This window comes from Geoalkalibacter sp., assembly GCF_030604225.1.
In the GTDB taxonomy this organism is placed as follows: domain Bacteria; phylum Desulfobacterota; class Desulfuromonadia; order Desulfuromonadales; family Geoalkalibacteraceae; genus Geoalkalibacter.
Window position 1 is genome coordinate 1 of record NZ_JAUVWH010000100.1, and the last position, 11,952, is coordinate 11,952.

Annotated in this window: 11 protein-coding genes, 2 pseudogenes and 1 riboswitch; of the genes and pseudogenes, 6 read left to right on the forward strand and 7 right to left on the reverse strand. The window is 65.1% G+C overall.

Annotated elements, in window-relative coordinates:
• The 7 genes and pseudogenes from QAT43_RS11025 to murI form a co-directional block, all read right to left on the reverse strand.
• A pseudogene (locus QAT43_RS11025) lies at window positions 1-524 on the reverse strand (histidine kinase); the annotation flags it as partial.
• A gap of 21 nt (window positions 525-545) precedes the next feature.
• Window positions 546-1,484, reverse strand: a complete 939-nt coding sequence (locus QAT43_RS11030; protein ID WP_305043127.1) for a transketolase family protein — start codon at window positions 1,482-1,484, stop codon at window positions 546-548.
• 66 nt (window positions 1,485-1,550) lie between these two features.
• Window positions 1,551-2,378, reverse strand: coding sequence for a transketolase (locus QAT43_RS11035; protein WP_305043128.1), 828 nt, complete (start codon window positions 2,376-2,378; stop codon window positions 1,551-1,553).
• Between the two features lie 53 nt (window positions 2,379-2,431).
• The gene (locus QAT43_RS11040) at window positions 2,432-2,857 is read right to left on the reverse strand and encodes a hypothetical protein (protein WP_305043129.1); all 426 of its coding nucleotides are present in this window, start codon (window positions 2,855-2,857) and stop codon (window positions 2,432-2,434) included.
• Window positions 2,858-2,947: 90 nt separating this feature from the next.
• Window positions 2,948-5,344 carry a homocysteine S-methyltransferase family protein gene (locus QAT43_RS11045; protein WP_305043130.1) on the reverse strand — a complete coding sequence of 799 codons (2,397 nt, stop codon included), beginning with the start codon at window positions 5,342-5,344 and terminating at the stop codon, window positions 2,948-2,950.
• The gene (locus tag QAT43_RS11050; protein WP_305043131.1) at window positions 5,341-5,973 is read right to left on the reverse strand and encodes a GerMN domain-containing protein; all 633 of its coding nucleotides are present in this window, start codon (window positions 5,971-5,973) and stop codon (window positions 5,341-5,343) included. The genes QAT43_RS11045 and QAT43_RS11050 overlap by 4 nt, the downstream gene beginning before the upstream one ends.
• Entirely contained in the window at window positions 5,973-6,773 is an 801-nt protein-coding gene (murI, locus tag QAT43_RS11055) for a glutamate racemase (RefSeq protein ID WP_305043132.1), read from the reverse strand. Before murI ends, QAT43_RS11050 begins: the two co-directional genes overlap by 1 nt.
• A 173-nt stretch (window positions 6,774-6,946) precedes the next feature.
• Between murI and QAT43_RS11060 the strand changes: the two genes are divergently transcribed.
• The 6 genes and pseudogenes from QAT43_RS11060 to QAT43_RS11085 form a co-directional block, all read left to right on the forward strand.
• A complete protein-coding gene (locus QAT43_RS11060; RefSeq protein ID WP_305043133.1) occupies window positions 6,947-7,279 on the forward strand; it encodes a hypothetical protein in 333 nt (110 codons plus the stop codon).
• Window positions 7,280-7,350: 71 nt separating this feature from the next.
• A complete protein-coding gene (locus QAT43_RS11065; protein WP_305043134.1) occupies window positions 7,351-8,334 on the forward strand; it encodes a 2-hydroxyacyl-CoA dehydratase family protein in 984 nt (327 codons plus the stop codon).
• Window positions 8,328-9,104 carry an acyl-CoA dehydratase activase gene (locus QAT43_RS11070; RefSeq protein WP_305043135.1) on the forward strand — a complete coding sequence of 259 codons (777 nt, stop codon included), beginning with the start codon at window positions 8,328-8,330 and terminating at the stop codon, window positions 9,102-9,104. The genes QAT43_RS11065 and QAT43_RS11070 overlap by 7 nt, the downstream gene beginning before the upstream one ends.
• A 45-nt stretch (window positions 9,105-9,149) precedes the next feature.
• Window positions 9,150-9,413 carry a cytochrome c gene (locus QAT43_RS11075; RefSeq protein WP_305043136.1) on the forward strand — a complete coding sequence of 88 codons (264 nt, stop codon included), beginning with the start codon at window positions 9,150-9,152 and terminating at the stop codon, window positions 9,411-9,413.
• A 475-nt stretch (window positions 9,414-9,888) separates the two neighbouring features.
• Window positions 9,889-10,845 carry a peptidylprolyl isomerase gene (locus tag QAT43_RS11080; RefSeq protein ID WP_305043137.1) on the forward strand — a complete coding sequence of 319 codons (957 nt, stop codon included), beginning with the start codon at window positions 9,889-9,891 and terminating at the stop codon, window positions 10,843-10,845.
• A gap of 82 nt (window positions 10,846-10,927) precedes the next feature.
• Window positions 10,928-11,002, forward strand: a riboswitch (cyclic di-GMP riboswitch).
• Between the two features lie 265 nt (window positions 11,003-11,267).
• Window positions 11,268-11,952 (forward strand): annotated as a pseudogene (locus QAT43_RS11085) (hypothetical protein); the annotation flags it as partial.

The following is an 11,952-nucleotide window of genomic DNA, read 5'->3' on the forward strand; positions in this document are numbered from 1 at the left end:
GTGGCGCGCAGCTGCTCGCGGGTGTCGGCCATGGACACATGCAGGCCCAGCACGCCGAGGATGTCCTCCTCCGTGCCGTGACAGGCTATGCAGGCAGGCGCGGAATGGATCGGCAACAAAATGCTGATCCACTCGTCCTCGCCCTCGGTGAAAAGCGCCTCTGTGCGGCCGCCGCGAAACAGCGCAAGATCCTCGGCATCGACCAGCCGGCCGACTTCCTCGGGGCGCGAGGAGCGCTGCACCCGGCCATCGGGATGAAACAGCCGGACCCGCAGCAGATGGGGGCTGCTGCCCACCAGTTCGAGAACCGTCTGCACTTCCTGGGTGTTGCCCGTGCACATGGCGTTGGCGATGGAGCGCTCGATGGTCGAAAGCAGCACCCCGGCGTGCTGGCGAGAGACATCGAAGAGATGCTGACGCTCACGCTGCAAATGAAACAGGGTAAAGCCGCCGACACCGGTCACGAGGAGGACCATGTTGAAGAGGATCACTCGGGTGACCAGGCTGACGGCGGCGGGCTTCAAGGGTCGCGTGTCCTTTTCCGATCAGGGCATCTGCTTTTTGCGCACGACCCGCTGCGCCGCCTCGACCAGTTCGGCGGCGGTCAGACCGTAGTAGGCAAGCAGTTCCTCGGCGGTGCCCGACTGGCCGAAGACGTCCCGCAGGCCGACTCGTTCCACCGGCACCGGATAACCCTCGGCCACCACCTCGCACACCGCGCCGCCCAGCCCGCCGATGACCGAATGCTCCTCGGCGGTGACCAGGGCCCCCGTTTCCCGAGCGGCCTGGAGCACCAGATCCACGTCCAGGGGCTTGATCGTGCCCAGGTGCACGACCCGCGCGTCGATGCCGCCCTCGGCGAGAATCTCGGCCGCCGCCAAGGCCTGGGCGGTCATCAGGCCGGTGGTGACGAAGGTCAGATCCCGGCCGGGGCGCAGGCAACTGCCCTTGCCGATGACGAAGGGAGTGGGCTCGGCAAACACCGTCGGCACCTTGGAGCGGCCCAGGCGCATGTACACCGGACCCTCGTAGGCGGCCACGGCGCGCACCGCGGCGGCGGTTTCCGGGCCGTCGGCGGGGCAGAGCACCACCATGTTGGGCACGGCGCGCATGATGGCGAGATCCTCCACCGACTGGTGCGAACCGCCGTCCTCGCCGACGGTGATGCCGCCGTGGGTGGCCACCACCTTGACGTTGAGGCGCGGATAGGCCAGGGACTGGCGGATCTGCTCGAAGGCGCGCCCCGAGGCAAACACGGCGAAGGTCGACACGAAGGGAATCTGACCGCCGGCGGCAAGGCCGGCCGCCATGCCGAGCATGTTGGCCTCGGCGATGCCGGCATTGAAGAAGCGCTGGGGAAATTCCTTGGCGAACAGGGCGGTTTTCGTCGACCCGGAAAGGTCGGCATCCAAAACCACCACGGAGGGGTTTTCACGGCCGAGCTCCACCAGGGTCTGGCCGTAGGCGTCACGGGTTGCGATCATGAGAGCTGTTTTCCTTTAGTGAAGAGCTTCAGACCCATAGGACCTATAGGACCGATGAGAAAAACCTTAGGAGTGGCCCAGATGTTCGAGGGCGCGACTGAGTTCGTCGTCGCTGGGCGGCACGCCGTGGTAGCTGGCCTTGTGCTCGAAAAACGGCACGCCCTTGCCCTTGACGGTCCGAGCGATGATCAGGGTCGGCTTGCCGGTGCAGGCCGCGGCGTCGGCCAGGGCGCGGGCGATGGCGTTGAGATCGTGGCCATCGACTTCCAGCACATGCCAGCCGAAGGCCAGGAACTTGGGACCCAGGGGCGTCACGCGCATGACCTTGTCCACCTCGCCGTCGATCTGCAGGCCGTTCCAGTCGAGCAGGGCACAGAGATTGTCGACCCCGTAGTGCGCGGCGGCCATGGCGGCTTCCCAGATCTGGCCTTCCTGCACCTCGCCGTCGCCGAGCAGGCAATAGGTGCGACTGGCGCGCCCTTGCAGGCGGGCGGCCAGGGCTAGACCCACCGCCTGGGACAGGCCCTGGCCGAGGGAGCCGGTGCAGACCTCGACGCCGGGCGTCTTGCGCATGTCGGGGTGCCCCTGCAGATGGCTGCCGAGGCGCCGCAGGGTCTTGAGGTCGTCCAGGGGAAAATAGCCGGCATGGGCCAGGCAGGCGTAGAGCGCCGGCGCGGCATGGCCCTTGGAGAGGACGAAATGATCGCGATCGGCCCACTGGGGGTTGCTCGGATCATGGCGCATCTGGTGAAAAAACAGCACCGTCAGGGCGTCCAGGGCCGAGAGGCTGCCCCCGGTGTGCCCGGAGCGGGCGGCGTTGAGCATCTTGAGCACATCGACCCGCAGTTGGCGGGCCTTCTCCGTGAGTTCCTGCACCTGCAATTCATCAAGCATGGGGGGAGCATCTCCTTTGGTATGGCAACGGCCGTGCTGAACGGCCGCAAAATTCAGGGGTCTTCGCCGGTCAGGTAGGACAATATCAAGTCATCGAGACTTGGCTCTTTTTTCGTGACGGGGACGTCTTGCCGCACGGGCTTGGCGGCGTCGGGCGGCGGCGCGGGCGACGGGGGCTCCGCATTGGTGGGAGCCGGGGTCGCAGGCGCGGCGAAACGGCTGGCGATCAACTCATCGAAGGCCCCTTCCTTGAGGCGGCGCAGCATCTCCTTGTGCTGCTCCTTCATGAGGTCCTCGACGACTTTTTCCAGTTGTTCGGACTTGGTGATATCGGCGTAGGAGGTTTTACGGCTGGCGACGATGGTCCCGCCGCGATAGAGCAGGGTCAGGATGTGGGGATTCTTCAGGCCGCCGTCCTCGGTCTGGACATGATACAACTCGCCCTGGTGGCGAACATTGTGATTAAAGCCGACGACCATGCCATCTCTCTTGTAATTCAGCGGAAAACTTGTTTTTTGATAGCACGTTCCGCGAAATGGCGCAAGACCCTTTCCGCCATTTAACCAATTTTATTTAATAAGAAGTCTTTTTATTTTCTCCACCGCGGCCATGGCGTCGCCACCGTAGAGATCGGCGCCGATGCTGGCGGCGTAATCCTCGGTGACCACGGCGCCGCCGACCAGGGTAAAGGCCTTCACGCCTTCCTCGCGCAAGCGCTTGATGGTGTGCTCCATCTGCGCCAGGGTAGTGGTCATGAGGGCCGAGAGCCCCACCGCGTCGACCTGGCGTTCCCGCGCCACGTGGAGGATGCGCTCGGCGGGCACGTTCTTGCCCAGGTCGATGACCTCGAAACCGTGATTTTCCAGCAAGGTGCAGACGATATTCTTTCCGATGTCGTGGATGTCGCCCTCGACGGTCGCCATGAGGATGCGGCCCAGGGACGGGCCGGTTTCGCCCTGCATGCGCTCCTTGATGACGGCGAAGGCGGCGTGCATGGTTTCGGCGGAGAGCATGACCTGGGGCAGAAAGATCTGCTTGGCGCCAAAGCGCCGACCGACTTCCTCGAGACCCGGCAGCAAGCCTTCGTTGCTGATGGCCATGGCTTCGAGGCCCTGCGCGAAGGCTTGGCTCACCAAGGCCGGGACGCCCTCGCGATCCCCCTCGATGATCGCCGTCGCCAGCCGCTCGCGAATCCCCAGTTCGACACCCTGGGCCACGGGCAGCGCCGGCGGCGCGCCGACCCCGCCGTAATGCGCGACGAAGGCCGCGGCGCGCTCATCCTGGCCGAGCAGCACCAGGGCGGCGCGAAAGGCATCCATCATGCGCTCTTCCTTGGGATTGACGATGGCCGCGGCCAGACCGGCCTCCAGCGCCATGGCGAAAAAGGTCGCGGACAGGACCGGGCGGCTGGGCAGCCCGTAGGAGATATTGCTCACGCCGAGCACCGTCGCCAGGCCCAGCTCCGCCTTGACCAGCCGCAGGGTACGCAGGGTTTCCGGCGCCGCCTTCTGCTCGGCGGACACGGTCAGCACCAGCCCGTCGATGACCACATCCTGGTCGGGCAGACCCGTCTGCCGGGCGGCGGCGAGAATCTTGCGCGCCACCGCGACGCGCCCCTCGGCCGTGGCGGGAATGCCCTCGGCATCCAGGGCCAGGCCGATCACCGCCGCGCCGTATTTGCGCGCCAGGGGCAAAACGGCGCGCAGGCTCTTGTCCTCGCCCGACACGGAATTGATCAGCACCTTGCCGTCGGCCGCCTTGAGCCCGCGCTCCAAGGCCTGCGGATCGGAGGAATCAAGAACCAGGGGCGCGGTGGTCACCCCCGACACGGCAAACACCGCGCGTTCCAGGGCGGCCGGCTCGTCCACGCCGGGCGCGCCGCAGTTGACGTCGAGCAGCGCCGCGCCCGCCGCCGTCTGCTCCTGGGCTTCGCGGCGGATGTAGGCCGTCTTGCCCTCGCGCAACTCGGCGGAGTAGGCCTTCTTGCCCGTGGGATTGATGCGCTCGCCGATGATGGCGCAGGGCGCGCCGGAGCCCACGGGCACCGCCGCGCCGCGACTGGAGAGAAACAATCGGCGCTGAGGCGGCGACCAGGACAGGTCGCGCCCGTCCAGGGCGGCGCGGATGGCACGGATGTGCGCGGGGGTGGTGCCGCAACAGCCGCCGATGATGCGCACGCCCAGGGCGATCATGCGCCCGTGAAAGGCGGTCATGTCGTCCGGCGTACCGGGAAAGATCGTCTGACCGTCGATCAATTGCGGCAGGCCGGCGTTGGCCTGGGAGATCAGGGGCAAGCTGGTCACCGCGCGCATTTTTTCCAGCAGGGCGAAGATGCCGTCGGGGCCCAAACCGCAGTTGGTGCCGACCACGTCCACACCAAGGCCGTCAAGGGTCACGGCGGCCGCTTCGGGCGGCGTGCCGAGCACCGTGCGCCCGCCGTCGTCGAAGGTCATCTGGGCGATGATGGGCAACTGCGAGAACTCGCGACAGGCCACCACGGCGGCGCGCAGTTCGCGAATATCGAGGAAGGTTTCGCAGCTGAGCAGATCGGCGCCCGCGGCGGCCGCCGCGGCCACCTGCTCGCCGAACACCTCCACCATTTCGTCGAACCCGGCATCGCCCACCGGTTCGAGAAACCGCCCCGTCGGCCCGATGGACAGAGCGACAAAGCCCTGGCCCGCCGCGCCGCGCGCCAGGTCCACGGCGCGGGCGTTGATGTCGCGCACGCGCTTTTCCAGGCCGTAATGGCCAAGCTTGAGGCGATTGCCGCCGAAGGTGTTGGTGACGATGATGTCGGCCCCGGCGGCGGCGTATTCAGCATGAATGCCGGCCACCACCTCGGGAGCGACGAGATTCATTTCCTCGGGACAACCGCCCGGGGCCAGGCCGCGCTCCTGCAGCAGGGTGCCCATGGCGCCGTCGAGAACCAGCACGCGTTCGCGAAGCGCCTGACGAAAAGCGTTCATTGCCGTTCTCCCTCGGTTGGACGGCCATCCGCCCGCTGGGGCGGGCGGCCGTAACGAAAATCGGCCGGGATGGGCGCGCGCAGATCCACATGGCCCTTGAGGGACTCGACCACCTGGCCGGCCACAAGGATGCGCACCTGGCGCAGTTGCGGAAAGTTGGCCGCCAGGGTGTTGGCCAGCCCGTAAATGCTCAGCAGTTCGGAAATACTGCCCCCCGGGTGGCGCGTCACCAGATCGCGGCTCAAATCCAAAGTCACCGTTTCCCCCTCGAAAAACACGCCCAGCACCTGGGTTTGCGCCGGCAGCACCGGCACCAGATCGGTGCGAGGCCCCTGGATGAGGGCTTCCACCAGGGCGCGCACGCATGGTTCATCGAAGGGACAGTCGGCCATCTCGCGATGCTCGGCCACCAGATATTCCCCGCGCAGGTCGGCAAAATACAGCACCACCTCGCGCAGGCTCGGGGCCGGCGCCGGACCCTCCACCGGGGCCGGCGGAACGGGGGCGCGCCGAGCGGTGCCGACCCAGAAGGCGGCCACGGCGATCACCACCAGCAGTCCGAGCAGACCCAGCACCCAAGTAAGGGTACGCTCTGCTTTCTTGGCCTGTCTTTGGTCCCTGCGCGACATCAGCCGATCTCCACCTGTTTGACGCCCACCAGGGGCTCACCCCAGAATGCGCCGCCGACCCGCTCGAAACGCTCGGGCACGTCGGTCACGAAAAAGCGATGCGGCCCCGGCGGCGAGCGCCGCAGCAGATCACCTTCGGCGAGCACGCGGGCAACGGCGGCCGCCGTCTCCTCCGCCGAATCGACCAGGGCGACCTCGGGGCCGAAAACCTGCCCCAGAATGGTTTTAAACAAGGGATAATGGGTGCAGCCGAGCACCAGGGCATCGATGTCCCCCAGGCCCAGCCCCCCCAGATACTCCTGCGCGACCTGGAGGGCGATGGGATGCTCGGCCCAGCCTTCCTCGGCCAGGGGCACGAACAGGGGACAGGCGGTGGTGCGCACCTCGATGCGCGGATCCAGGGCCTGAATGGCCCGGGTGTAGGCACTGCTCTTGATGGTGCCCTCGGTGCCGATCACGCCGACCCGGCGGGTGCGGGTGAGCTGCACCGCGCGCGCGGCGCCGGGCTGGATGACGCCGAACACCGGCACGCCGAAGCGCGCCTCAAGCTGCGGCAGGGCCACCGCCGAGGCGGTATTGCAGGCCACCACCAGGGCCTTGACGCCCAGGGCGGTGAGAAAGGACGCCGCCTCCTGGGCATAGCGGCTCACCGTGGACGGGCTCTTGGTCCCGTAGGGCACGCGGGCCGTATCGCCCAGATAAATCAACTCCTCTCCCGGCAACTGGCGGCAGAGCTCCTTGAGCACCGTCAAGCCGCCCACCCCGGAATCGAAAACCCCGATGGCACGTTCGGAAACCAAATCTGATCCGTCCTCAAACCCTGAAAAATCGCCGGTCTCTGCAGAATTAAAGCCGACTGGGCATGGTAGAAAAGCCCCCCGGCAAAGTCAAGGGAAATGGCGGTTTGGGCTTTCGCCGCCAGGAGAAAACTGTTATAGTCAGGTTTTGCTTCATCACCGCCGAGAGGATCGCCATGGACTGGTCCCGCATCGCCGAACTGTTTCGTTACCTGCAGACGGAGCGCCTGCTCAACACCCTGCGCGAATGGAACCTCGGCGAGCTCATCGCCAACCCCTGGTTTCTCGGCGGCGCCGGCGCGCTGGCCCTGATCGCCTTTTTCCTGCGCTGGCGCATGGTGCTGGCCGGCATCCTCGGCGCCGTCGGCTTCGCCTGGCTGGTTTCTTACACCCTGGCGCGCGGCACCTCCCTGGAGGGCGGCGCCAACGAGGGCCTGCTGGTGTTCGTCGGCGGCGGCGTGGTGCTGGTGGGCGTCGTCCTCTACCTGATGTTCATTCGTTCCGACTGAAGACAAATGTCGTTGTCCGTTGTCCGTTGTGCGCGGACAATCTACCCTTCAAGATGTGCCACTGAAAGCCGATGATCGGATTTACCACGACAATCCCCCTTGAGATAATCGTTGCCGCCGGGCGGCCGCCCGCCGACCTCAACAATCTCTTCATCACCGACCCCGATCCCCAGGCCCTCATCGAGGAGGCCGAGATCGCCGGCTTCCCGCGCAACATCTGCGGCTGGATCAAGGGCCTCTACGGCACGGTACTGCGCCACGGCATCAAGGACGTGATCGCCGTCACCGAGGGCGACTGCTCCAATACCCAGGCGCTCATGGAAGTCCTGACCCTGCAGGGGGTCAAAACCATCCCCTTCGCCTACCCCTACGACCGCTCGCGGGAAACCCTGGCCCTGGAAATCCGCAAGCTGCGCGCGCATTTCGGCGTCACCGCCGACCAGGTCGCCGAGGCCCGCGCGCGCCTCGACGGAATCCGCGCCAAGGTCCATGAAATCGACCGCCTGACCTGGGAGGACAACCGGGTGAGCGGCGAGGAAAATCATCTGTTCCAGGTCTGCACCTCGGACATGAAGGGCGACCCCGCGGCCTTCGAGGAGGAAATCGACGCCTTCCTCGGCGCGGCGCGCGAGCGCGCGCCCCTTGCCGAGAGTCTGCGCCTGGCCTACATCGGCGTGCCGCCCATCATCACCAATCTCTATCCCTGCCTCGAAGAGATGGGCGCGCGCGTGGTGTTCAACGAAACTCAGCGCCAGTTTTCCATGCCCTACGCCACCGCCGACCTCGAGGAGCAGTACCGCCGCTACACCTATCCCTACGACATTTTCACCCGCCTCGACGATATCGAGGCGGAAATCGCGCGGCGGCGCGTCGACGGCGTCATCCACTACGTCCAGTCCTTCTGCTTTCGCCAGATCGAGGATCTCATCGTGCGCCGGCGCCTCAAGGTGCCCATCCTCACCCTGGAAGGCGACCGTCCCGGCCCCCTCGACGCCCGCAGCCGCATTCGCATCGAGGGCTTTCTCGAAATGCTCAAGGCGCGTAAACCATGCTGACCCTCGGCATCGATCTAGGCAGCCGCAAGGTGAAACTCGCCGCCTTGCGCGACAACCGCCTGCTGTGGCTGCGGGATTTCGACACCATCCCCTTTTACAAGCGCTACGGCGGCATGCACGAGGGACGGCTGACCATCGACTTCGCCGCCCTGGATCTCTTCGCCGGCGGCGAGCAGCCCGCGGCCATGGTCGTCACCGGCTACGGGCGCAACACCATCAACCTCGAGGGCGCGCGGGTGATTCCCGAAATCCAGGCCCATGTGGCCGGCGCGCGCTTTCAGACGGGCCGCGACACCTTCACCCTCATCGACCTCGGCGGCCAGGACACCAAGGTCGCCCGGGTCGAGGGCGGCATTTTGCAGGACTTCCTGATGAACGACAAATGCGCCGCCAGTTCGGGGCGCTACCTGGAGAACATGGCCCAGGTGCTCGATATCGGCCTTGACGAACTGGCCCGCCACACCGATAATCCCGTGGCCCTCGATGCCACCTGCGGCATCTTCGGCGAAAGCGAACTGATCGGCAAAATCGTCGAGGGCCACCCCCTGCCGCGACTGTGCGCCGGCATCAACGCCACCCTGGTCAAGCGGGTGCTGCCCATGCTGCGCCGTTTTCCCCAGGATCTGCTGCTGGTCACCGGCGGGGTGGCGCGCAACCAAGGTTTTTGCGAACTGCTGCGCCAAGCCGTCGGGGCGGAGCTGCTGGTTCCCGAGCACCCCCAGCACAACGGCGCCATCGGCTGTGCGGCGCGGGCCGCCGCGCAACCCTGAATCACCCATCCCCGTTCGACACGCGGGGCAGCGAAAGGATCAGCCATGAAAATCACCAAGCGCGATCTTCTGCTCATCGCCATCGGCGTGGCCATCGTCGTCTTTCTGCTCAGGGCGCCGCCGGAAACCACCCACCCCGTGCCCTACGACGACACCCACCGGGCCTATTACGACATGGCGCGCGACGAGGGCAAGAAAGCGGCGGAGCGCTTCTGCGAGGATTGCCACAACCAGGACATGATGCCCCTGCCCGAAGGCCATCCCCCCAAATACCGCTGCCTGTTTTGCCACAAGCTCAAGCGCGACTAGCCCGATGGGCGCCTTTTGCCGTCACTCCTTCCGTCATTTCGCGAAACCCCAGGGGCAATTCCTGGGGTTCTTTGTGCGCGCGCCTGACTGAAAAAAAATTAACGTTAGTTTTTTTCTTGTTTTTTTCATTTTTTTATTTTAGCCATACGTCAACAGAACCATCTCGCACACCTCCATCAAGACATGTTTTTTCATTTTTTTCCTTGACTTACCAAGACAAGAAGAAATTTTTGACGGCGCGAGCAAAGCCATGCCCTCCCCAGCGACTTTCAACCAGGCGCCGCCACCCCCCCCTTGCACCTTTTTCCCTGGCACATTAAATTCATACTCCTTAGCGCAAGTCCTTCGTCGACCCACAACCGCAGGTACCGATCGAGACATGACCCAGGTATGCCCAAAGCCGCTTCGCGGCCGAAACCTTCGCAGTTGCTCTTTCTCAATCCTTTTCAGTGTCGGGCTTTTGCTGGGCGGCTTATTGCCCTCCGTCACCATCGCGGCCGAGCCGGCCCGCGAGGTGGCGGCCCGCGTCAACGACGAACCCATTTACCTCGACCAGGTCGACCCCTTGGTGGATCGCCAGTTGCGCGGCAGCCGCGGCGTACGCCGCCAGGCCGGCGGGGACGAGCAAGTCGATCACCTGCGCCGCCGCGTTCTCGACCAGATCATCGACGTGGAACTGCTCGCCCAGGCCGGCCGGCGTCTGGAGGTGCCCGATACCGAGGCGCAGATCGAAAAATACGTCGTGCATTATCGCCAAACCGCCGAGCGCACCTCCGCGAACCTGAGCGAGGAACAGATGCGCGCGGCCGCCCGCCGCCAGGTGTATGTGGATGCCTACTACCGGCACCGCAAGATCGGCGAGGGAGAGGTGCCGGAGGAACGGATCCGCGCGTTCTACGAGCAGGGCAAGCACAGCTTTTCCGGCAACCCCTCGGCCGAGGTGCGCCACGTTCTCGTGGAAGTTTCCCCGGACGCCGGCGCGGAGGATTTGGACAGGGCGCGAAAGCGCATCGAGCAAGCCCGCGAACGACTGATCAAGGGCGAAGCCTTCGCGGCGGTGGCCGAGGAGATGTCCGATTGCGCCAGCGCCGCCAACGACGGAGAACTGGGCCGCATCGACCCCAGCTACATGCCGGAGGCCTTCAGCCAGGTTGCTTTCAGCCTGCCGGTGGGCGAGATCAGCCCCGTCGTGCAAACGCCCTTCGGCTTCCACGTGCTGCAGGTGCAGGAGCGCCATGAGGGCGGAGTGCCGACCTACGAGCAGATGCACGATTTCATTCAGCGCTATCTGCGGAAACAACTCAGGGACGAGCGCTTGGCACAGGAAATCGCCACCTTGCGTCGCGAGGCGCGCATCGAGATCCTGCTTCCCGAGGTTCAAGGCGAGGCACGCACCACGATTCTCGACCGGAGCGGTTCCCAGAGCAAATAGACTCGGAGGAAAGACCCCACAGCCTCTTGACAAGACTTCCGAGGGGAAGGATACTTCTTCATTAGTGCCCCTCTTCGCACCGACCGGACAAAGCCAAACCCACCGCGAGGCGGGGACGGAAAGCCACGGGTCTCCAGCAGACAGCCGGGTTGCCCAGATCGACCCGGGTCATCCGGCTTTTTTCGTGCTATTTTAATTTCTCGCGCCACAGGAAAGAATCGGCGGTTCAGGGCAAATCACTTAAAGGAAAGGGGGTGGGCCAGACCGATCGGCAACACGTTGCTTACCGGATTTTTCCGGAACTCTGCCATGCCATTCAGTGAATCAGTATCCAATTGTAATTTATTTCGTTTTTGGGTTTTTTGGTTTTCCTACCATCGAGTTCAACATTGCCTGTCCAAGGACAAAAGGGAGTAAAGGGTATGAAAAATCGCACGATCAAATTCCTGGCCTGCGCCGGCTTGCTGGCCCTGGGCCTGGCCGCCACCGCCCACGCCGCCGTTCCGGCGCCCCCCGTCAACCAGTTGCTCGGCATTCCCGACACGGTGTTCAGTGCCGTGACCGAAGCCGACTGCCGCGTCTGCCACGGGCCCAATCCGCCCGCCAACGTGCCGGTTGACCCCACTTATCTGCCCGACCGCCACCACAACCGCATCGGCGATCCCATCGGCCAAATCAACTCGGCGCCCTTCGGCAACCCCGGCGAAACCTACGAGTGCCTCAGCTGCCACCAGATGCAACTGGTAAACGGCGTGTTTCAGTTCACCACCTTCCGTGACTGCAACTTCTGCCACACCGGCGGCTCCCCGCACCACACCACCCAGCAAGCGGTCACCGGCGACTGCGTGAGCTGCCACGGCTCCTTCGTGGAAAACGGTCTGCTGCCGGAAAACCGTGAAACCCGCCCGGGCGTTGTCGGCACCGTGCCCGTGTGGCTGCCGACCTACCAGCCCAGCCTGATCACCCCTTGGGCGAGCCGTAAGACCAACGCCGGTCCCAACGGCGAGGGCTCCTGCTACTACTGCCATGCCTCGTCCAACGCCCCGGGCAACCCCTGGCCCGGCCAGACGCCCGCCGTTGATCCGGCAAGCGGCATCCTGGTCTACA